This is a genomic window from Tildeniella sp. (genome assembly GCF_059505325.1).
In genome coordinates this window covers 1-21532 of the sequence record NZ_JCACKI010000031.1, presented here as the reverse complement: position 1 = coordinate 21532, position 21532 = coordinate 1, and the positions used below count along the sequence as shown (strand labels likewise).

Annotated in this window: 25 protein-coding genes and 1 pseudogene; 13 read left to right on the top strand and 13 right to left on the bottom strand. The window is 50.2% G+C overall.

The genetic code is table 11. The annotated features are described in order from the left end of the window. The first annotated feature begins 115 nt into the window (after positions 1-115). Positions 116-397, top strand: coding sequence for a type II toxin-antitoxin system Phd/YefM family antitoxin (locus AC5JO6_RS12515; protein ID WP_496081397.1), 282 nt, complete (start codon positions 116-118; stop codon positions 395-397). Beyond that, complete coding sequence (locus AC5JO6_RS12510) at positions 398-667, top strand: type II toxin-antitoxin system RelE family toxin (protein ID WP_496081396.1); 270 nt, start codon at positions 398-400, stop codon at positions 665-667. A 34-nt stretch (positions 668-701) separates the two neighbouring features. Here the strand turns inward: AC5JO6_RS12510 and AC5JO6_RS12505 are convergent, their stop codons facing one another. The 9 genes from AC5JO6_RS12505 to AC5JO6_RS12465 all read right to left on the bottom strand — a co-directional run bounded on the left by AC5JO6_RS12505 (position 702) and on the right by AC5JO6_RS12465 (position 8655). Further along, positions 702-2747, bottom strand: coding sequence for a tetratricopeptide repeat protein (locus AC5JO6_RS12505; protein ID WP_496081395.1), 2046 nt, complete (start codon positions 2745-2747; stop codon positions 702-704). A gap of 54 nt (positions 2748-2801) precedes the next feature. Then, positions 2802-3338, bottom strand: a complete 537-nt coding sequence (locus AC5JO6_RS12500) for a TIR domain-containing protein (protein WP_496081394.1) — start codon at positions 3336-3338, stop codon at positions 2802-2804. 182 nt (positions 3339-3520) lie between these two features. Continuing rightward, entirely contained in the window at positions 3521-3703 is a 183-nt protein-coding gene (locus tag AC5JO6_RS12495) for a hypothetical protein (protein ID WP_496081393.1), read from the bottom strand. Between the two features lie 81 nt (positions 3704-3784). Beyond that, a complete protein-coding gene (locus tag AC5JO6_RS12490) occupies positions 3785-4126 on the bottom strand; it encodes a type II toxin-antitoxin system PemK/MazF family toxin (RefSeq protein ID WP_496081392.1) in 342 nt (113 codons plus the stop codon). Continuing rightward, the gene (locus tag AC5JO6_RS12485) at positions 4127-4363 is read right to left on the bottom strand and encodes an Arc family DNA-binding protein (RefSeq protein WP_496081391.1); all 237 of its coding nucleotides are present in this window, start codon (positions 4361-4363) and stop codon (positions 4127-4129) included. Positions 4364-4428: 65 nt separating this feature from the next. Continuing rightward, complete coding sequence (locus AC5JO6_RS12480; RefSeq protein ID WP_496081390.1) at positions 4429-4827, bottom strand: DUF2281 domain-containing protein; 399 nt, start codon at positions 4825-4827, stop codon at positions 4429-4431. Positions 4828-4829: 2 nt separating this feature from the next. Further along, positions 4830-5165: a DUF6883 domain-containing protein gene (locus AC5JO6_RS12475; RefSeq protein ID WP_496081389.1), complete on the bottom strand. Its 336-nt coding sequence runs from the start codon at positions 5163-5165 to the stop codon at positions 4830-4832. Then, positions 5162-7714 carry an ATP-dependent DNA helicase RecG gene (gene recG / locus AC5JO6_RS12470; protein WP_496081388.1) on the bottom strand — a complete coding sequence of 851 codons (2553 nt, stop codon included), beginning with the start codon at positions 7712-7714 and terminating at the stop codon, positions 5162-5164. Before recG ends, AC5JO6_RS12475 begins: the two co-directional genes overlap by 4 nt. Before the next feature lie 65 nt (positions 7715-7779). Beyond that, complete coding sequence (locus AC5JO6_RS12465) at positions 7780-8655, bottom strand: hypothetical protein (protein ID WP_496081387.1); 876 nt, start codon at positions 8653-8655, stop codon at positions 7780-7782. Positions 8656-8839: 184 nt separating this feature from the next. On the opposite strand from AC5JO6_RS12465, the gene AC5JO6_RS12460 reads away from it, so the two are divergent. From AC5JO6_RS12460 to AC5JO6_RS12450, 3 genes are all read left to right on the top strand, one after another. After that, entirely contained in the window at positions 8840-10075 is a 1236-nt protein-coding gene (locus AC5JO6_RS12460) for an LL-diaminopimelate aminotransferase (protein ID WP_496081386.1), read from the top strand. A 95-nt stretch (positions 10076-10170) separates the two neighbouring features. Beyond that, positions 10171-11214 (top strand): DGQHR domain-containing protein, encoded by a 1044-nt coding sequence (locus AC5JO6_RS12455; protein ID WP_496081385.1) that lies wholly within the window; start codon positions 10171-10173, stop codon positions 11212-11214. After that, positions 11204-12016 (top strand): hypothetical protein, encoded by an 813-nt coding sequence (locus tag AC5JO6_RS12450; RefSeq protein ID WP_496081384.1) that lies wholly within the window; start codon positions 11204-11206, stop codon positions 12014-12016. The genes AC5JO6_RS12455 and AC5JO6_RS12450 overlap by 11 nt, the downstream gene beginning before the upstream one ends. Before the next feature lie 115 nt (positions 12017-12131). On the opposite strand, the gene AC5JO6_RS12445 is transcribed toward AC5JO6_RS12450, so the two are convergent. Next, complete coding sequence (locus AC5JO6_RS12445; protein ID WP_496081383.1) at positions 12132-12467, bottom strand: DUF433 domain-containing protein; 336 nt, start codon at positions 12465-12467, stop codon at positions 12132-12134. A gap of 63 nt (positions 12468-12530) precedes the next feature. On the opposite strand from AC5JO6_RS12445, the gene AC5JO6_RS12440 reads away from it, so the two are divergent. Next, positions 12531-12875 carry a DUF5615 family PIN-like protein gene (locus AC5JO6_RS12440; protein WP_496081382.1) on the top strand — a complete coding sequence of 115 codons (345 nt, stop codon included), beginning with the start codon at positions 12531-12533 and terminating at the stop codon, positions 12873-12875. Between the two features lie 127 nt (positions 12876-13002). Here AC5JO6_RS12440 and AC5JO6_RS12435 read toward each other — a convergent pair whose 3' ends face one another. Further along, a complete protein-coding gene (locus tag AC5JO6_RS12435; RefSeq protein WP_496081381.1) occupies positions 13003-13683 on the bottom strand; it encodes a GUN4 domain-containing protein in 681 nt (226 codons plus the stop codon). A 561-nt stretch (positions 13684-14244) separates the two neighbouring features. Between AC5JO6_RS12435 and kdpA the strand changes: the two genes are divergently transcribed. The 7 genes from kdpA to AC5JO6_RS12400 all read left to right on the top strand — a co-directional run bounded on the left by kdpA (position 14245) and on the right by AC5JO6_RS12400 (position 20062). After that, entirely contained in the window at positions 14245-15993 is a 1749-nt protein-coding gene (kdpA, locus tag AC5JO6_RS12430; protein ID WP_496081380.1) for a potassium-transporting ATPase subunit KdpA, read from the top strand. A 107-nt stretch (positions 15994-16100) separates the two neighbouring features. Beyond that, on the top strand, positions 16101-18230 hold the full coding sequence (gene kdpB, locus AC5JO6_RS12425) for a potassium-transporting ATPase subunit KdpB (RefSeq protein WP_496081379.1): 2130 nt from the start codon (positions 16101-16103) through the stop codon (positions 18228-18230). A gap of 107 nt (positions 18231-18337) precedes the next feature. Then, the gene (locus AC5JO6_RS12420; RefSeq protein ID WP_496081378.1) at positions 18338-18619 is read left to right on the top strand and encodes a potassium-transporting ATPase subunit F; all 282 of its coding nucleotides are present in this window, start codon (positions 18338-18340) and stop codon (positions 18617-18619) included. Further along, positions 18619-19281 (top strand): K(+)-transporting ATPase subunit C, encoded by a 663-nt coding sequence (kdpC, locus tag AC5JO6_RS12415; RefSeq protein WP_496081377.1) that lies wholly within the window; start codon positions 18619-18621, stop codon positions 19279-19281. Before AC5JO6_RS12420 ends, kdpC begins: the two co-directional genes overlap by 1 nt. Positions 19282-19339: 58 nt before the next feature. Continuing rightward, on the top strand, positions 19340-19588 hold the full coding sequence (locus tag AC5JO6_RS12410; RefSeq protein ID WP_496081376.1) for a hypothetical protein: 249 nt from the start codon (positions 19340-19342) through the stop codon (positions 19586-19588). Then, positions 19513-19830, top strand: coding sequence for a protein kinase domain-containing protein (locus AC5JO6_RS12405; RefSeq protein ID WP_496081428.1), 318 nt, complete (start codon positions 19513-19515; stop codon positions 19828-19830). Before AC5JO6_RS12410 ends, AC5JO6_RS12405 begins: the two co-directional genes overlap by 76 nt. Beyond that, the gene (locus tag AC5JO6_RS12400; protein WP_496081375.1) at positions 19811-20062 is read left to right on the top strand and encodes a hypothetical protein; all 252 of its coding nucleotides are present in this window, start codon (positions 19811-19813) and stop codon (positions 20060-20062) included. Before AC5JO6_RS12405 ends, AC5JO6_RS12400 begins: the two co-directional genes overlap by 20 nt. Positions 20063-20225: 163 nt before the next feature. Here the strand turns inward: AC5JO6_RS12400 and AC5JO6_RS12395 are convergent, their stop codons facing one another. Both AC5JO6_RS12395 and AC5JO6_RS12390 read right to left on the bottom strand, forming a co-directional pair. Next, positions 20226-21173, bottom strand: coding sequence for a GDP-L-fucose synthase family protein (locus AC5JO6_RS12395; RefSeq protein ID WP_496081374.1), 948 nt, complete (start codon positions 21171-21173; stop codon positions 20226-20228). Positions 21174-21381: 208 nt separating this feature from the next. After that, positions 21382-21532: pseudogene (locus tag AC5JO6_RS12390) on the bottom strand (GDP-mannose 4,6-dehydratase); the annotation flags it as partial.

The following is a 21532-nucleotide window of genomic DNA, read 5'->3' as shown; positions in this document are numbered from 1 at the left end:
TGTCTGGCTAGCTCCCAGTTTTGCAGCAGTTCGGCTTCATGGAACGGTATAACATCGCTATGACACTGGTTATGATGATGTTGGGGACTGGATTAATGTTCTGGAGTGATGCGAGATGACGAAGGTCGAGGCGAACCAGGTTCAGGCGCAATTTGTAGAGTTGCTTAGTCGAGTGGAAGATCATCAAGAGCGGATTGTGATTGAGCAGGCGGGGCAAGCAGTTGCCGCTGTCATTAGCTATGCCGATTTGCAGCGGTTTGAGGCGCTAGAAGATGCATTGGATGCTGAATTTGTGCGGCGGGCTAAGGCTGAAAATCCAGAGTTTGTTAATTTGGAGACGGTTGTTAAGGGCTACAACCAGCGACATGGAACGAACCTCACGCTTGAGAGTTTGTGAATGGCTAATCGCTATGCGCTGCGGTTGACGAAGGCGGCGGAGAAGGAACTGTACGGACTACAGTTGAAGCAGTTCAGGCAGATTGTGAGAAAGATTTTTTCGCTTCAAGCTGAACCCAGACCGCAGGACTGTAAGGAATTGAAAGGTAATCCAGGCATTTATCGGGTTGATCAAGGGGAGTATCGCATTCTTTATACGATCGAGCACGATGCGGTGAACGTCTTTCGGGTGGGGAAACGAAACGATGATGAAGTCTACGAGAATCTCTAGCAATCATCATCCTTCATCCCCCACACCCCACACCCTACCCTCCACACCCCTCCTGCAACTCCCGCAACAGGTCTTGCGTCGCCGGATCATCCGAAAGTTCGTCAAGCCGCTGCGCCCGCACCACCGCTTGCAGGAACAGTCGAAAATTTTGCCCAACGGTCTTTGTGTTGGGATGGTTTGCTCCCAGTTTTTCAAACAGAATTGGCAATGCTTGCAGGTAAAACCGTTCTGCCTCCCCGTAGCGTCCCTGCTCATAGTAGAGGTTTGCCAGATTGTTGAGCCAGATTGCCACAGCCGGGTGGTCGCTGCCTAACTGCTGTGCCCCGATCGCTAGCGCTCTTTGGTACAGCGGCTCTGCCTCCCCGTAGCGTCCCTGCGCCTGGTAGAGGCTTGCCAGATTGTTGAGCCTGGTTGCCACAGCCGGGTGGTCGCTGCCTAACTGCCGTTCCCCGATTGCCAGCGCTCGTTGGTACAGCGGCTCTGCCTCCTCGTAGCGTCCCTGTGCACGGTAGAGGCTTGCCAGATTGTTGAGCCTGGTTGCCACAGCCGGGTGGTCGCTGCCTAACTGCCGTTCCCCGATTGCCAGCGCTCGTTGGTACAGCGGCTCTGCCTCCCCGTAGCGTCCCTGCGCCTGGTAGAGTAATGCCAGATTGTTGAGCCAGGTTGCCACAACTGGGTGGTCGCTGCCTAACTGCTGCTCCCCGATTACCAGCGCTCGTTGGAACAGCGGCTCTGCCTCCCCGTAGCGTCCCTGCGCACGGTAGAAGTCTGCCAGGTTGTTCAGCGTGGTTGCCACGTCCGGGTGGTCTGCGCCGAGGCGTTGGGTGGCGATCGCTCGACATTGCTTCTTCCACTCCTCCGCTTCGGCATACGCCGCCTGTCCTTCGTAGAACCAACCGATATGAGTTGAAGGCATAATCAAAGCTGCATCGGTCAACCAGGGTGCGAACGTTGTGGCTGCTTCTTTGAGGTGCGGGATGGCAGGCGTGATCTGCTCAATCAACGACAGGGTTGGCGTTTGTGGAATGTGTTCTGCCACTGCCACCATTGCCTGACAGAATGTCTGCTTCACCTCGTCCACGTCTGCCCGTTGCTCTCGCTTTGCCGCAAAAAACGATCGCAGCAGGGGATGCAGTTGATACAGTGCTTGCTCCGTGCGCTGGAGTAGATGCAAACCCAACAGGCGATCGTCCCGCACATCTTCTAAGTCTTCTTCATCCCAGTCGGGCAAGCACGCTTTGACCAACTCCCAGGGGATCGGCGCTGCCGCGAACAGGCTTAGCAGTCCCGCTAGTTGTTGCGCTGGCTCATTCAGGTCTTGCCAACTCAACTCAAAGGCAGCAGCAACGCCCAACGGTGCCGTCATACCCGGTTCAGTTTGCTGAAATGCCCTCGCCTCTAGCTGCTGTGCCTGCAACCGTTCCCACAAAACAGGCAACGAGACATCCTGCTTTTTCGCTAAATACCGCGCGACCAGTTCCAGTCCCAGGGGCAAATAGCCTAGCCACTGGCAAAGCTGCTTTTCCAGATCTCCGACTTCTTCAAGAAGTCGGGGATCTCTAGACTCTCTACCCTGATTCACGATCGACCGCAGCAGATCCAACGCCGCTGCCTCTGACAGCACCTCCAGATGCAGTTCTCGGAAGGAGCGTCCTAACCGTAAGCGCGTGGTCAGCAACACTTTAAAGCGCGATCGCCCAGGCGGCAGCGAATCTCTAATCTCGTCGTACTGCTGCACGTCATCAAAAATAATCAGCGTCTCACCCTCTCGCCAGTCTTGCCAGCATTGCCGCACCTTTGCATCCAGCTCCAGGTCGAGCGGCAGATCTAATCCCAGGCGCGATCGGGCAAACTCCACCAGTTGCGTTTTAATCTCCTGTCGTGCGCGCAGCCAGCAGATACCACCGGGATAGGTGCCCAGGTCTCGATGCTTCAGCGCATATTGCAGCGCCAGTTCCGTCTTGCCAATGCCGCCCATCCCCGACACGGCACAAATTGCCACGGGCGTTTCCTGCTGTAACAGGTCGTGCAGGCGATCGAGTGCGGCATCTCGCCCCACAAAAGCGATCGCGCCGTGCAAATCCAGGTTATTTGGGGTGCTTTGCGTTGACGGTGCCCATCCCGGCGGCTTCAGTCAGGTATCGGGCGGGTGACTGTCCTCCGACTGCACCAGGTGCCAGAGATAATCCGCCACTCGTCTGAAAATTTTATCCTGCTCGTGTTCCGTCAAACTGTTCAACGGCTTGCTGGGCGGGTTTGCTGTCTGAAAAACACTCAGCGATAGTGCCTCTGGTCCCGTTTGTGGGTCAGGATACTTGAACCGAATCGTATCAATCTGGCAGTCTCGCACGACGATCGACACAATCCGCACGCCGTCATCCTGCGCCCGCTTCAGCAGTACGGGCAGTTCAGTATTTTTGACGTATTTTGACCCCAGCAACGCCTGACTGACCAACAGCACCGCTGCTTTCACGTGATGCAGTTGATCTTTAATTTCTCGATCCCAGGTATCGCCAATCTCTAGCTGTTGATCCGACCAAAGTTGGAGTTCACCCTGTTGCTCCAGCGGTCTTAAGTAAACCAGAAGGCGATCGAGCCACCGTTTATCTGGATCAGTGCTTTCATTATCCTGATGGGCATAACAAATAAAGATTTGAGGGACGTTTGCCATTGCTCTGATGTGCCTACCGTTCCTCTTTGTTCTACACCGAGTGGCTCGCTTTCACGGAAAAATTTAATGGTTTATAGCGAAAGCCTGACCGTTCACACAAAAAGCACGATCGTTCCGATCTCAAACAGAATTATTGCTGTTCAGAACACGATCGTTCCGATCTCAAACAGAATTATTGCTGTTCAGAACACGATCGTTCCGATCTCAAACAGGATTGTTTCTATTTCAAGTGCGATCGTTCCGATCTCAAACAGGATCATTGCCGTTTCAAGTGCGATCGTTTTGATGTCAAACAGGATCATTGCCGTTTCAAGTGCGATCGTTCTAACTTGAAACAGAAAATACCTCACTTGAAACAAAACCATTGTCGTTTCAAACTACATCGACGTTGCTTTGACGATCGCTCAAATCGATGAATATGAGGGTCGCAAAGTCGTTGAAGAAAGCTATGAATCCTGGGGCTTGAGCATTCGCCAAATTTCGGCATCAATTTGAGCAAGATACTCCATCTCTAGCTCACCAAGCTTGCGGATAATGCGCTTTTTATCAATTGCTCGTAACTGAAAAACCATCGCTACTGAAGACAGGGTTAAGCCATTGGTGGCTGAGGGTTCAATCTGCACTGTAAAGGGAAATCGTAACGCTCGCAACGAAGACGTAACAGGTACAACCATCAACATAGGAGAATTAGCGACATCAGCTTGAACCGCGATCGCAGGGCGGTTTCCTTTTTCTTCCCGTTTGTCTGACTCTGGCAAGCCCACCACCAAAATGTCGCCTCTTGCCACTTAAGATTTCTCCGTTGCCAGCACAGTCTCCATTTGGAGCCAATCCTCATCACTGGCAGCTTCCCAGGCATCAATTTCGTGCTTCAGTGCATCTGCTTCGTCGGTCAACAAGGTCTTTAACAACGCAACAATTTCGTCATTCACCGAGCAGCCACGTACTCTAGCACGCTCCTTGATCGCGTGATACGTTTCTTCAGGCAGCACAATCTGCGTTCCAATTGTTTTGCTTGCATCCATTTGAATCGTTGAAGTGACTGCTAATCCTCATTGTACCGAACGTCATTTGGAGCGCGATCGCCCATTTACGAAACAACCTTCTTTTGCTGCTTCTGTCGCAGAAATTCAGCGAAGTCACGGACTTCTGCTACTAGATCGTCTGGAAGCTCATTCAGAGCAGCGGTTAATTGTCCTCGTATCCCCGTCGTTTCTTGTGCTGCTTTTACTAACTGCAACTGTTGAGGATATGCCAGTTCTACGCCCAGCGTTTCTACAAAAGCGTCTGGTTCGTCTGGGGTCGCCGGGATGAAATTTCCCTCTTCATTGCTTTTCACCCAGCCACCAAAAAGCTCTACTAAGTAGGCTTCGCCATCTTTTAGCACCTCAACAATGGCTCCTGGTGAACCTTTGGGTAAAAGCTCTCCGTCAGCCAGCGCGATCGCTTCCGTTAATTTCACGGAATCAAAGAGTTGAAACTGAGCCATCCCTACCTCCCTAATCGCTCTGGAACGGCGGTAACGAACCTTGCTACATTTTCGCCAGTAAGCACAATCCAACCTGTGCGAATACGTCGCAATACACCTGATGAGTCTGTGATTGTGACCGTCATTTGATAGCGATCGCCATATTCATTCTGTCCTTGCAACTGTAACAAGTCTACTGAAACCGCTGCCAGAATTGTGGCTCGAATCTGTTCGGGTGACTCAAACCCCATGATCGCTCGCCAGAACTTCTGTTTGTCACCGCCAGTACCTGCTTCTGTGGCATAGCTAAAAAGGTACTCGGCTTTTCGCAGCGGAAATTCTAGCTGAGTCGGTGTCATGTCAAAATCGCACCACCCATCAGGCGACGATAGCGGTAGTCTAGCTCTTGCTGCATGAGTGTCCAGCGGCTCAGGGTTTCGTCTTTTGCCATCACTTTTTCGGCTGCCTGTCGTGCCAATTCCAGCACGTCTTGATCTTCTACCAGACTTGCCAACGCAAAATCGGGTAAGCCCGACTGACGGGTACCCAGTACTGCACCAGGACCGCGAAAGCGCATATCCATCTCAGAGATAAAGAAGCCATCCTGCGACTGTTCCAGCACTTTAAGGCGCTGTCGTGCCGTCTCAGCTTTGGAGCTGCTCATCAGCAGACAGAATGATTGCGAACCACCGCGTCCAACCCGTCCTCGTAGTTGGTGGAGTTGGGAGAGTCCAAAGCGATCGGCGTGTTCAATCAGCATTACCGTTGCGTTGGGGACATCAACACCGACTTCTACTACTGTTGTCGAGACGAGAATTTGCGTTTCGTTGTCGCGGAACCGGGTGATGGCATCATCCTTCTCTGACGAGGTCATGCGTCCGTGCAGCAGCCCCACCGTAAATTCGGGGAAAACGCTTTCTTGCAGGGCGTGGTGTTCATCGATCGCCGACTTCAAATCCAGCTTTTCCGATTCTTCCACCAGCGGCAGCACCACATACACCTGCCGACCCTGAGCAATCTCGCGGCGAATCAGGTCATATGCCTGCATCCGCTCTTTGCCTGTCAGAACAGTCGTTTGAATTGCCTTGCGTCCGGGCGGTAGCTCATCAATTTGGCTGACATCTAAATCACCGTGCAGGGTCAGCGCTAGAGTGCGAGGAATGGGAGTCGCCGTCATCGTCAGCACATGAGGATGTTCGCCTTTTTGCTGGAGTTGTGCCCGTTGTTGGACACCAAAGCGGTGCTGTTCGTCGATCGCCACCAGTCCCAACCGCTGGAAGTTCACCGTACCTTGAATCAGTGCGTGAGTACCGACTAACAGCGGCAATGCTCCCGTTTCAAGCTGGGCATGAATTTCGCGCCGTTTTGCCGCTTTTGTGGAACCCGTCAGCAGTTCGACAGGCAAATGCAACAGGTTAAACCAGCCGACGAACTTGCGATAGTGTTGCTCTGCCAGCACTTCTGTAGGAGCCATCATCGCGGCTTGGTAGCCCGCTTGAATAGCTGCAAGTAGGGCAACGACAGCAACCACTGTTTTACCAGAGCCAACATCGCCCTGCACGAGACGATTCATGGGCGATGGCTTTTGCAAATCGTTGAGAATGTCGTTGATAACCCGTTGCTGAGCGTTGGTCATGGCAAACGGCAACATTTCGTAGAACTGGTCGATGAGTTGTCCGGTGGGAGCCATGATTGCGCTTGCCTGAATCTGGCGCTGTGCCTGACGACGTTTGAGCAAGCCCAGTTGCAGGTAAAAGAATTCATCAAACACCAGACGACGACGAGCGGTGTCCAAAGCCGCACCATCGGGTGGAAAGTGGATGTGGGCGATCGCGTCCTGAATCCCTACCAGTCCATACTGCTCCCGTAGATTCTCCGGTAATGCCTCTTGGATTTGCTTTACAGCCGGAAGTGCGGCAATTACGGCTCGTCTTACCAGGGCTGCATCTACGCCTTCGGTGAGTGGGTAAATGGGCACAACGCGTCCTACCGTGAGGGAGTCGATCGCATCACCAGAATGCTGTAACACCTCGATATCGGGATTATCCAGCGTCATGCCAAATTTGCTCTTTTTGACCAGACCAGAGGCAGCGATCGTGGCTCCTGGTGGATATTGGCGCTTCTGCTGCTCTTGCCAACCCCGATTGCTATAGCGACTGCCCGCAAAAAAGCGACCGAGCTTGATCTGTCCGGTACGATCGCTGACAAGCAGTTCTAAAATCGTTAGCTTGGTATTGCGTGGGCTTGAGAAGCACGTACAGCGTTTGACTGTACCCACTAACGTAACGGTTTCACCCTCCGTCAAATCACGAATTTTGACCTGACGCGCATAGTCAATGTGGTCACGCGGATAGTAAAAAAGCACATCCCGCACCGTAATCAGCCCCAACTTGGCTAACTTCTCAGCATTCTTAGGACCAATCCCTGTTAGATACGTCACCGCTTGATCAAGAGTAACGGCACGATTTGCCTCAACTAACGAAGTCGTTTTCGGAGCCTTCGCAGGCACCTTAGCGGCTTCTTCACCCCTACTCCCCACTCCCGACTCCCCACTCCCCTTCTCCTCCCACGTTTGCCGCACCTGGTGCAAAAACCGCCGTGTATCAGCCACGAGATGCTGACGCTGCGAGAACGTTAGCTCCGAGTAGGTGGTGAACTGGTTGCCAAGTTCCTGCCAGCGATGTTGATCGATCGCAGGCAAGCCAGCAGGCGGTTCACTCAATGTCTGGCTGATAAAGGCGCTGAAGCGGTGCTTTTTGCCTTCTACATCATCAAAACCACTTTGAGCTTCAAACGAAAGCGCTTTTTGTAGACGAATCCAGTCGGGGAGTGGGGTGTGGGGTGTGGGGTGTGGGGTGTGGGGTGTCGCTGGTTCTGAAGGCACTGGCTCTTGTTCTGAATGACTCATTTCCCTACTCCCTACTCCCCACTCCCTACTCCCTACTCCTACTCCCTACTCCTACTCCCTACTCCCTACTCCTCTGTCCAACTCGATCGCCATGCTGCCTGTGCCTCCGCGATCGACTGCTCATGCTGCTTTTTATGATAGTCACGTCCCAGTGCTTTAAGTTGCGCGAACAAACTGCGAAGCTTGCTGCGTGAGGCTGCGACTGTAGGGTCAGCAAATTCGATTTCAGAGCGGCGCAGGCAAATTGCAACGATCGGCATCATAGAGCGCTCATTTGATTCATCCGATGGATCGGTGCCAGTCGAGTCATCGCCTGTTTCAACCAATAGATTCAGCACGTTGGGGGTGCCTGCTCTTGGGTCTGACATTTCGGCATCGGTGGCTGCCTCTAGAACAGGCTCAGGTAGGGTTCGGGGCAGCATCTGAGCGTGTTGCAGCAGACGATTAGCCGCGTGAGAAGCCGTTCTCAGTTCAGCCACGATCGCCTGTTCCAATTCTTCGCGCCAGTGGGCAAGATCGGTTGGCGTGAGCGATCGAGGTTGCGTCTGGGTCGCCGCTACTGCAAGCGGTTCAGCGGGCGACCACGCTAAAGATGACTGCTCACTGTCAGCGGTGGGTTCTAACGCCAACCGATCGACATCGGCATTGTCCAGCAAGACGGGTTTGTGGAGTTGGGCTAAAATCTCTTCCTGCACGTGTTGTGCCAGAGTGCGCAACTGTTGCTGTAACTGCTGTCGTTGGCTGAAAGACAAACGCAAAAAAGCCCCTGGATAACCCTGCGTGCAGACGTGATAGCTGGCAAGAATCAACTGCTGGCGTACGGCTTGCCCCAGAAGCGTGAGATACGTTGAGTAAGCGTCGTAAAACTCTTCAGCGATCGCGCTGGTTGCCTTGTCTAAGGCTGCAATTTCCTGCACAATCCGCTCAACCGCTCCGACCATTGCCGTTTCACCTTACTCTAAACCTGACACTATACCCCAGCATAGCGAGTCAATTTAAACATCTGTACTCTCCAATTGAGACACGATCACCAAAGGCTTGAACTTCCAGCGCTCTCTGCCTTACTGTTTGAAAGCGGCTTTACTGTTTTAAGGCGTTCATATTTAGCGTTCAGAGCGATCGAACATGGCAACCATCAACGACAACTACCTCAAACTCAAAGCGGGCTATCTGTTCCCTGAAATTGCGCGACGGGTAACCGCCTTTGCAGAAGCGAATCCTGGCGCGAAGGTGATTCGGCTAGGCATCGGCGATGTGACGGAACCGCTACCAGAAGCCTGTCGCACTGCCATGATTCGCGCTGTAGAAGACATGGGCGATCGCGCTAATTTCAAAGGCTACGGTCCAGAGCAGGGTTATGTATGGCTGCGGGAGAAAATTGCCCAGCACGATTTTCAATCACGCGGTTGCAACATTGATGCATCCGAAATCTTTGTCTCCGATGGCTCCAAGTGCGACTGCGGCAACATTCTCGATATTTTTGGCAACAACAACAGCATTGCGGTTACCGATCCGGTCTATCCCGTCTATGTCGATACCAACGTCATGGCAGGCAATACAGGTGATGCCAATGAGAAGGGCGAATACGGTGGCTTAGTCTATCTGCCAATTACCGCCGATAATCAGTTCACTGCTGCCATTCCGACTCAAAAAGTCGATTTAATTTATTTGTGCTTCCCTAACAATCCTACAGGCGCAACTGCCAGTAAAGAACATCTGCAAGCCTGGGTGGATTACGCCCGATCGCACGGCTCCATCATTTTCTTTGATGCTGCCTACGAAGCATTCATCACCGATCCAGCGATTCCCCATTCGATCTATGAAATTGAAGGGGCGAGGGAGTGCGCGATCGAATTCCGCTCCTTTTCCAAAAACGCAGGCTTTACGGGCACCCGTTGCGCGTTAACAGTCGTGCCCAAAACCCTCACTGCCAAAGCCGCTGACGGCTCTAATGTCGAGCTTTGGAAACTGTGGAATCGTCGTCAATCCACCAAATTTAATGGCGTTTCGTACATCGTGCAGCGCGGAGCCGAAGCGGTGTATACACCAGAAGGACAGGCGCAAATCAAAGCGCTGGTCAGCTTCTACATGGAGAATGCCAAAATTATTCGTGAACAATTGACCGCTGCTGGAATCGCTGTCTACGGCGGTGTGAACGCACCCTATGTGTGGGTACAAACGCCCAACGGACTCTCCAGTTGGGATTTCTTCGATAAGCTGCTGCAAACTTGCAATGTCGTCGGCACACCCGGTTCTGGTTTTGGCGCAGCGGGTGAAGGCTACTTCCGCATTTCAGCATTCAACAGCCGTGCCAATGTGGAAGAGGCAATGAAGCGAATTACGGAGACGTTTAAGATGTAAGTAGTCATAATGATTAGAGGTGTTGATTACCTTTCAACGCTTCTAATTATTATCTAAATGAACATTTTGTGGAGAAGATTATGCTAAGTAGCACTTTGAATATAATTGAAGCAAAAAAAGTCACCACAACTTTTGGTGATATACCTGTTCATACTTTTCAAATTAAAGTTAAAGATGCTGTTTTTATTCAGTATGTTGCAGCAAGAGGTCGGGATGATGAGGAAGGTGCTGTTCAAAGATTATTGAGTAAGAGGAGAATCTCTTCAATAAGAGATTATATTTTAGAGGGAAATAATTTTTTCAATACGTTTATCCTAAACTGGACGGACAAAAACCATACACCTAGAATAGGAGATGATCTAATTGAGCTACCGATCATCTCTGCTGCTGCTCAAGTTATAGACGGTCAACATAGACTTGCAGGGTTTGAGGCGGCTATGCGTGATGATTCATCTGTAGGTGAACGGCACATACTGGCATCGCTTTGCATGAAGTTGACAACTAAAGAAGCCGCTAGAATATTTTTAAACATAAATTCTGAGCAGAAGCCTGCTCCCAAGAGCTTAATCTATGATCTCTTTGGCGAAGTTATCGAAGATAAGCAGTATGCGATTAATAGAGCGAATGATATTGCAGAAAGCTTAAACACAAATCCTGACTCACCATACTATAGCTCAATCAGATATCCCGGAAAACCAATCAATAGAGGGAGCCTTGAATTATCGACTATTGTATCAGCCCTAAAGCCACATTTAGAAGCTGAGGGAGTATTCAACAAGCTAAATCTAAAACACTTAGACTACCAGAAAAGTACTGTCACCAATTATTTTGCAGCAATAAAGTATTTCTATGATCGGGAAAAGCTCTGGACGGTTAAGACTAAAAATCCTTTCTTAAAGAGTTCGGGATTTAATGGAGCGATTGACCACTTAACAGAAAAACTCTTGTATAAGTGTGCCGAAAGAAGATCGTTCAGTGTTGACACAATGATACAGTTTCTTGCCTTGGATAAAGATCAGCTGTTAATTCTAGATATGATAAAATCTCTTGATGGTAAAACTGCAAGGAAGAAAGTAAAAGAATATTTTGATAATCACCTGATGGGTGAACTGCCAGGACAAGACGATTATGAGTTTTAACCGTTCACAAGCTCAAATAGCATGTGAGTTAATATTTTCTTGCTCAAACAATGAGCAATTCATCTCTAAAAAAGACACATTTGAAGCCCACGTCTTTAGCGAAAAAGAGATCGAAAATATTTTGAGCGGTCTGAAGATTGATGTATTCCATTTGTATGTAAAAGGCATACATAGCCTTTTTGAAGCAATTTTGTCTATTAAAAACAAGTATTATTCGTGGGCAGTAATAAAGCTTTACTATTCTAACTATTATTTTCTAAAGAGTAGTTTGGGAATCAACGGACACACTGTTTTAAGGTGCAAAACTCTATATCTACTGAAGATCTTGAAAGGAGAATCTGCTGTAAAGAAGAGTGGGCAAAGATACAAGGGCGATCATAAATTTGTAATTAGTATTTACGAAGATATTTTCAGTCAGACAGATATTTTGCAATCTAACCAAATTGATGAACGGAATCCATCCACCTGGTTGATGGACAAAAGAGAGCAAATAAATTACAAAGAGCTTGAATTTCACGACCCAGTATGCACTGAGATTATGCAAGTAGTGGACGACTATGTAAATAGAAAAAAATTACATGAATTGCTTAGACTGTATTTTGATGACGAGAGCTATCTATACTGTTTTCAGCCTGATCACGCCTGTTTAGCGTTACCTCTCAAGAGAGCATCTTTAACATATGAAGAACTAAGCCGTGCTGGACTCGGCACGGAATTAGCAAAAGAAAAACGAGATTTATTGCTCAGCATAGTTCGGAGAATTGATAAATCAAAATATCTCTTTACACAGCTATTAGCGTAGCGGGAAAGCTTCCATTGACTTATAGGGAAGAGGTTATGTATTAAGCTACCAGCGATTACGTTCAGAACAACTTTTGTGAAATTCTTGATCGCGCTAAATAGGCGCTATAAGTGAGTTATTTGTTTCGCAATTGACGTTGAGCGAGAAGACGATCGCGTAATCCTTTAGACGGAAACCGACGCTCATTTTCAGCACGAACTTCTTGAGCCAATTCTTGACGCTGCTGTAAATAAACCTCGACATCACTTTGGTGCCGTAAGTAATAGCTAATAACAGCATAGACATCCGCCAAATCAAGTGAGGAATATTGTTCTACAATACCCTCGGCTGTCGCTCCTTGCTTAAATTCAAACACAATTGTATCCAGAGGTACCCGCGTACCACGGACAAGGATGACGTTATCGGGGTTGACTATAAGCGGTGTTGGTTCGGTAGTGATTGTTAAATTCATAGTCCTAGATGGTGCTCTTTAAAGCTTAGTTTATGTTCGCCAATCAGCAAGGAGCTTTGTGCGGTGCCCGTTAAATTTCTGATTGACGAAAACTTTAAGAGCGCTATTGTGCGAGGGTTGCTTCAGCAACCAGGACTTGATCTTATCCGGGTGCAAGATGTCGGTTTGCTTGGAGCGAGCGATGCAATTATTCTAGAGTGGGCAGCAAAAGAAGGACGAGTTCTACTTACTCACGACGTTAACACGATTACCAAATATGCGTATGAGCGCTTGGTTGGAGGGCTAGTGATGCCCGGTGTGATTGAGGTTAAACAAGATGCATCAGTTGGTCGAATAATCCACGACATCTTACTCTTAGCGGAATTTGAAGAAGACTGTCAAGGGCAGGTTCTTTACTTACCGTTATGATCCAGCAGTTGATCCCAATCGGTGGAGCAGACACTCTTAATTGCAGGAACGTGAGTTAACGTTCAATTTATTGGTATGGCACATTCGGGATGATGGCTTAAGCGGTACAGCAAAGTGTTAAGACAATTTAGAAACCGCAGCGCTTGAGCGCACCGTCGAGCGACACGTCAAAATTGTAGCCGCGTTCGACCGTGGGAAAATGCCCTGGCGGTGGATCGGCAAAATTGGGTGATTTTCCAGGCTTGTAGTCCATACGTTTGGTCTGGGGATTGTACGTCCATTCGATCAACCATTCGCCAGACAGCTTTTGCCATCCTACCTGGTCATACAGTTTGCGATAATCGCCCAACGCTCTCAAGATGCCCTGCTGAGCCGCGAAGCCAAACTTGCCGTCGCTTGCCACGCTCCAAAGTGCATCCACTGTTTTTAGATCGGTACAGGGGAAGTTATTCATCTCGTCTTGTGGCGTAAAGCCTAGTGCTTGTGCTTTCGGTCCGGCAGCATCCAGGAGGCGAAGGTAAGTTTCTCGATCGGCGGCTTTCCAGTCCTTCTTCTGGAGGTCAGCCTTCAACTGGCTGTAGTTTACGTTGCGATCGCTGGCAAGAGCAGGTTGCTTGCTCCCCTCCAGCGTCACAGACGCTGGAGGGGAGGTGGAAGGGTTCCCTGGTGTACCAGAGCTGGTTGGCTTTGCATCACTGAGTTGGCTGCCCGTTCCATTTTGGCGGAACCACCAAACGCCACTACCGATTAAACCTGCCGTAATTAAAAAGGTGATGACGAGAGCCGGAGTTTCACTTTTTTGAGGCATACGATCGACTGATCTGTGACATGACTACCATCAAAAGTTTTGCTATCGAGTGCAGAATGCATCTATTCATAAAAAACTGTCTCATTCAATTAAGACAGTCTTTGAGTTGTTTAGATGACATTTATATATTGAGATATAGATGTCTTCAAATGAACTAAACACTTCTAGTCATACAGAGATAAGGCAAGAAGCATAGAGGCTCAAAGGACATAAAATATACTTGTAGTTTTTTGAAAGATCTTCGATGATTGAGATCGAAACTTTCTCCAGGCACCTATTTGTGGTCAGTAGAAACCGCCTATGCAGTCACAGATTTCAAGCAACTGAGGAAGCCTTGGCAGACTCAAGGGCAAGACTCAGAGTTTCTGACGTTGTTCTCTGCTGAAATGACTGAGTACCAGTGGATGAGATTTCAGCTACTTGATGCCGTTGGTCTTTAGATTTTTTTCTCACACAGACCGACCTTCAGGAGCTGGTATGTCTCTATACACACCACTAAATTAGCGATCGAACCTTGGTTAAAAGTTTACATTCAACGTTCAATTGGAGTTCAGCGAACCCATGCTTCAAGGGTGGATTCAAATTGCCTTAACGCTACTCATTATTGTGGCGATCACTCCCTTCTTTGGGAGGTATATTGCTCGTGTCTTTCAGGAGCAGCGCACTCTGCTCGACCCCCTTCTCAACCCGGTAGAGCGGTTGCTCTATGGCTTAGTGGGTGTGCGAGGCAAAGAAGACATGACAGGCTGGCAATATGCGCGATCGATCCTGTACAGCAACATCGTAATGGGGCTGTTGATTTTTGGTATCATTGCGAGTCAGGGTTGGCTACCGCTAAATCCCACAGGCGTAGCGGCTCCCACCTGGGATACAACGCTGCATACGACAATTTCATTTATTACTAACACCAACCAGCAGCACTATTCGGGTGAAACCTACTTGAGCTATGCCAGTCAGATGCTGGGGTTAGGCTACCACATGTTTACCTCAGCTGCGACCGGATTGGCGGTAGGCATTGTGTTTATCCGAGGCTTGACGGGGCGACCGCTCGGTAATTTTTATGTCGATTTGATTCGAGGGATTACGCGCATTCTGCTACCGATTACTATTGTGGGCGCGATCGTTCTGCTGGCGGCAGGCGTGCCAGAAACGCTAGCAGGTCCAGTTGTCGTTCCCACTCTAGAAGATCCAGCTATCAGTCAGGCGATCGCGCGTGGTCCGGTGGCTCATTTCGAGATCATTAAAGAGTTGGGTGAGAACGGTGGTGGCTTCTTTGCCATCAACTCGGCGCATCCGTTTGAAAACCCGAATGCGTTTGTGAATCTGCTTCAGCTTGTGGCAATTCTGAGTATTCCGTCCTCGCTGATTTATACCTATGGTATTTACGCCAACAACCTCAAGCAGGCGTGGTTGGTGTACTTGATTCCGTTCTCAATTCTGGTCGGTTTTATCGTTATTACAGCGATCGGAGAATATAACGGTAATCCGGCTGTGAATGGGCTGTTAGGAGTTGATCAGGCTCCGAATCTGGAAGGGAAAGAAGTCCGGTTTGGCTGGGCGCAATCTGCCCTGTATGCCGTGATTACAACTGCCAGTATGTGTGGTGCCGTCAATAGCTTTCACGACTCCTTCATGCCCAACGGTGGCTTCTCTACCCTGTCCAATATGTTTTTGCAAATTGTGTTTGGTGGACAGGGAACTGGCACTGCGTATCTGTTTGCCTACCTGCTGCTGACGGTGTTTGTCACCGGGTTGATGGTCGGGCGCACGCCAGAATTTTTGGGGCGCAAGATTGAAAAGCGTGAAGTGGTGCTGGCTAGCTTTTTGATTTTGCTGGTACATCCGATCGCCATTCTGATTCCGGGCGCGATTACCCTTGCCTTCCCCGATCAGCTCGCTGGGATCAGTAACCCTGAGTATCACGGCTTGTCTCAGGTGCTTTACGAGTATGCCTCGGCGGCTGCCAATAATGGCTCTGGCTTTGAGGGCTTAGGCGATTCCCAACCGTCTCCCTTTGCCATCGCGGGTGGCGCGACCACTACGACCAACGCCTTGTGGTGGAACCTGAGTACCTGCTTCAGCCTGCTAGCAGGGCGATACGTGCCGATCGTCGCGCTGCTGCTGCTAGCAGATAGTATGGCGCGGAAGCAACCTGTCCCAGAAACGACAGGCACATTGCGAACGGATACGGGCTTATTTACCGGAGTCACCCTTGGTGTGATCTTGATTATGGGCGCGCTGTCGTTCTTCCCAGTATTGGCACTGGGTCCGATCGCCGAAGCCTTCCAGATTGCTAAAGGCATTGGGTAGCTGCATTCGTTTTGAGTTTTAAGTTCATTCTGACTTCTGACTCCTGACTTCTGACTCCTCCCTCTCCCTCTTCACTCCTCACTCCTTACCTTTCACTTCCGACATCTATGCAAACCCCACAGGATTCTCTTGGTTCCCCTCGTCCTCCTCGTGTTCCTGGTAGTACGCGTGACTCTCGCAAACACACTCCGAAAGTGAATATGAGTGGGTTGTATCAACGGGCTGTACGCGAATCCTTTACCAAGCTCGATCCGCGCATTCAGGTGCGAAACCCAGTGATGTTCGTGGTCTGGGTCAGCACGATTATCACTTTACTGGTGACGATCGACCCGAATCTGTTTGGCACGGTGCAGGCAGATGCAGGGCAACAACGTGTGCTCAATGGATTGATTACAGCCATTTTGTTTTTCACCATCGTATTTGCCAACTTTGCCGAAGCTGTTGCCGAAGGACGCGGTAAGGCGCAGGCAGACGCATTGCGATCAACGCGCTCGGATACAGTCGCGCGTAAGTTGATGGCGGATGGTTCTATTCAAGAGGTCAGTTCAACGGCACTACGGCGGGGCGATCGGGTCAAGGTCATTGCTGGTGACATGATTCCGGCGGATGGCGAAGTCATGGAAGGAGTCGCCTCGGTCGATGAAGCGGCGATTACGGGTGAATCGGCTCCGGTGCTGAAGCAACCTAACAGCGACATTGCGAGTTCTGTCACAGGTGGTACGCGTATCCTTTCGGATGAATTGATCATCAGCGTCACGTCTGATCCTGGTCAGGGCTTTATCGATCGCATGATTGCCCTGGTCGAAGGTGCAGAACGTACCAAAACGCCCAACGAAATCGCTCTAACGGTACTGCTAGCAGTGCTAACGCTAGTGTTTCTGATTGTGGTTTCGACGATTCCACCATTGGCAAACTATGTGCAATCACCGACTACGATCGCCATTCTGATTTCGCTCCTCGTGGCGCTGATTCCCACCACGATCGGCGGTTTGTTGAGCGCGATCGGGATTGCTGGGATGGATCGGGTCGCTCAATTCAACGTTATTGCTACCTCTGGTCGTGCAGTTGAAGCGTGTGGCGATATCAACACACTGGTATTGGACAAAACAGGCACAATCACACTTGGCAATCGGCTGGCGGATGAGTTTATTCCTATCAACGGTCACACGGTTGAAGAAGTCGCTCAGATTGCTTTAGCCGCGAGTGTTTTTGATGAAACGCCAGAAGGTCGATCGATCATCAGCCTTGCAGAAAAGTATCGAGCTACCACCGACTTTAACCCGAAGGATGCAACGGGTGTTGAATTTTCTGCTCGTACCCGCATGAGTGGCACCGACTTGCCGAATGGAAAAGAAGTGCGAAAAGGGGCAGTCGATGCGATTAAAGGTTTCGTGCGTTCACGAAGTGGCTCCGCAGGAGCTTCGCGCAGTGGTTCCGTCCCAACTGACCTGGATGATGCTTATGAACGTGTGTCGCGTCTGGGAGGCACTCCGCTTGCCGTCTGCCAGGATAGCGAAATCTACGGCGTAATTTACCTCAAAGATGTCGTCAAGGCGGGTTTGCGAGAACGGTTTGACCAACTTCGCCGCATGGGTGTCAAAACGATCATGCTCACAGGCGATAACCAGATCACCGCGTCTGTCATTGCTAAAGAAGCAGGCGTAGACGACTTCATCGCCGAAGCCACACCCGAAGACAAGATTGATGTCATTCGCAGAGAGCAATCGGAAGGCAAGCTGGTTGCTATGACCGGAGACGGCACTAACGATGCACCCGCACTGGCTCAAGCAAACGTGGGTGTAGCGATGAACTCTGGCACTCAAGCCGCAAAGGAAGCCGCCAATATGGTGGATTTGGACTCTGATCCCACCAAGCTCATTGACCTGGTGACGATCGGCAAACAGCTTCTCATCACTCGTGGTGCGCTGACGACCTTCTCGATCGCCAACGATATCGCCAAATACTTTGCCATCATTCCCACGATCTTTGCCGCGGCAGGCATCGGCGCACTCAATGTGATGGGCTTAAAAAGTCCCCAATCGGCAATTATTTCAGCGCTCATTTACAATGCACTGATCATTCCTGCCTTGATTCCGCTGGCACTTAAAGGCGTACAGTTTCGTCCCCTGACGGCTGATCAACTCCTGCGCCGCAACATCCTGCTCTACGGTGTGGGCGGTGTGATTGCACCCTTCATCGCCATCAAAATCATCGACGTACTCATTCCCTTTTCGTAGCTCTCCTGCTAGCGGTCAGCGGTCAGCTTTTTTAGCCTTTAGCCTACTGCTTTGCAGAAGCAAGCTACATCGTTCAGCTTTTATCCTTAGCCTCCTGACTCCTAACTATGAAACATCTCCCCGATCGACCCTCCCTTCTGTCCACTCAAAGTATCGCCCCAGCCGCCGAGACCCTGACCGAACTTTGGGCTGAGTGGCGCAGACAGAAACTGCCGCTCTATCTCTTTCTAGGACTGTGCTTCAATCTGGTGCTGGCACCTGCCGTGTTTGCTGCCACGGGTGGCGATTTGTCTCGCACTCAGTCGTACTGGCTAGGGGCACTTGGCTTAGTGACGATCGCCCTGGCGATTTACCTCTTTTTCGTCATGTTCGTACCGGAGAGATTCTAATGAGTTTTGCGCGTGAGGCAGGTAGAGCCGTTCGATCTACCCTGGTGCTATGGGTTCTAACCGCGATCATTTATCCGTTGATCATGATCGGGATTGGGCAGGTGATCTTTCCAGTGCAAGCAAATGGGAGCTTAGTTACCAGGACTGGAGCTTACACCAGTAATCCAAGTGAGGCAGTTGGCTCTGCCCTGATTGGGCAACCGTTTACCTCCGATCGCTACTTCAATAGTCGCCCCAGCACGACGAGCTACAGTACGGCTGATTCAAAAGCCGATGAAGCGGGCGTATTGAAAACAGGTGTTTCTGGTGCTAGTAACTTAGCGCCCAGTAATCCAGCACTGCTCGATCGCATGAAAGGCAAAGCTGATCCTGACCCCGAAAAGGCGATCGAAGGCGACATTCCCCGACTGCAAAAAGCGGGTATCAAGCCAACGGCGGATCTGGTCTATACCTCTGGTTCCAGCCTTGACCCGCACATCACGCCAGGTGGTGCTGCTGCCCAAATTGCACGGGTTGCCAAAACACGAGGACTCCAACCCAATCAGTTGGAAGACTTGATCAAACAAAATACCGATGGTCGCTTCCTGGGCATTTTTGGCGAACCGGGTGTAAACGTGCTGAAGCTCAATCTGGCTTTGGATGCCTTGAAGCCTGCGAGTTAGTGAAGAACCGACCCCCCGACTTTTTCAAGTCGGGGAGCTAACCCCCAGATGTCTTGATATGTATAGCTTTCTTTCGAGCCGCGCCCATTTACCGCGTTCTCTAGCGAATGCTTTGTCCTCTGAGAGTCTGCATCCTCGCCCTTTCAGCCTGTGTGATGGGGTCTTTCACGATCGCTACCGCATTCTCAAACCACTGACGGAGAGGGGGAATTCCTCCACGATCGCCAAAGCATTCATCCTGACATCAAACCCACTAATATCATTCGTCGTAGAAGCAGCGGCTCTCAACCTCAAATGCATCAGTTAATGTTGGTTGATTTTGGTGCGGCAACGCAAGTTGTCTGTGCCAGGACATCGACAGAAACCATGATTGGAAGTGCTGAGTATGCTGCACCAGAGCAGATTCGCGATCGAGCCGTCTTTGCCATTCCTGACTCTCGCTATGCCTTCACAGTCGAATGCTATTCCTTCAAACGTCAACTTCACAGGAGCGATTCGGTAAATTTCAACCGTGAGGATAACTGTTTAAATGATTTTCCACAAAGCTGAAAACCAGATTAACTTGATTCAGAAATTGCGGACTTATTTTCCAGACCTGTTCAAAACTGAGGCGAGAGAAGCGGCTGATGTTGTTTTTAGCGTGATGTTGATTTTCATGCTGACCTGCATTGGCTCAATGCTCCTCATTTGCTTTTTCTTTGAGATGGATCGGCGATCGCCCCCACCACAGCCAGCTATGCAGCAGTCACTGCTGTCCACTGCTAATACACCCATCCAATAAATAGAACTTACGTAAACCTCGGAGGTTTAACCTAGAATCAAGTATTGCAACCAAGTAACTTAAACCTCCGAGGTTTTAGTCAGAATGCGTAAGTTCTGATAGCCAGATGATGGAAAAGATCACCAAATGATGGAAACATGGTCATTCCATCTCATCGATCGCTTTAGGTCGCGTGTTGCCGATACCATGCGATCGTCTGTTCTAACCCTTGCCGAAACTCCACAGCGGCAGTGAAGCCAAACGCTGTTTTAGCACGCTCTGTATCTAAGCAGCGACGCGGTTGACCGTTGGGTTTGTCGGCTTCCCAGACAATTTCGCCCTCGAAATCCATGAGTTCGCAAATAAGTTCAATCAACGTCCGAATGGAAATTTCGTACCCTGTACCCAAATTCACGGGTTCGTGGCTGCTATAGTGCTGTGTTGCCATGACAATGCCCCGTGCAGCATCATCCGAGTAGAGAAACTCGCGGGTCGGACTGCCATCGCCCCACACAGGCAGTTGCATCTCACCACGCAGTTGCGCTTCATGCACTTTGCGAATGAGCGCTGGAATCACATGTGAACTACGCGGATCAAAGTTATCTTCAGGACCGTACAAATTCACGGGCAGTAAGTAAATGCCATCAAAGTTGTACTGCTGCCGATAAGCTTCTAGCTGCACCAGCAGCGCTTTTTTGGCAATGCCATACGGGGCGTTGGTTTCCTCTGGATAACCATTCCACAGGTCATCTTCTTTAAAGGGAACGGGTGTAAATTTGGGATACGCGCAAATGGTGCCGACGCAGGTAAACTTCTCAATGCCTGCTTCATATGCCGCGTGGATGAGTTGGGTACCCATCATCAGATTATCGTAGAAGAGTTCAGCGGGTTTTTCCCGATTCAAGCCGATGCCGCCCACGTGTGCTGCAAGGTGAATCACCAGATCCTGCTGATCCACGATGCGTTTGCAGTGTTCCATTTGGCGCAGGTCACAGTCGTGCGATCGGGGCACCGTAATTTTCTGTGCATCGGCTCCGGCTTGGCACAATTGAGCGATCACCTGCCGTCCCAAGAAACCCGCGCCACCTGTAACAACAATGCGCTTATCTGTCAGATCCAATGCCGTTGTCATGGTTCACCTCATTCCTGTCCAAGCTGTTCATCATGGTATGAAACTCTCGCCTCTAGACTGAGCAGAGTGTTGCGAGCCGATTAGACCATACACTGAGCGAAACTCAAGCGTTGTTCCTTCCGGTCAGCGTGATTATGGCACAGCTAATGCTTTCACCTGCTAGTCTAGAAGCAAAATATCTACAGTCTTGATCCCTCAAGCGATCGCTCTATCGCACTGTCGCCACATCTCGCACGTGGTGAGGCACACTGCCATTGAGCGGCACCAAGCCCAAGGCTTTCAAGTCAGCTTCTACCATCAGGTTAACCAACTGCTCAAACGTCACTGATGGTTCCCAACCGAGCTTAGCCTTCGCTTTA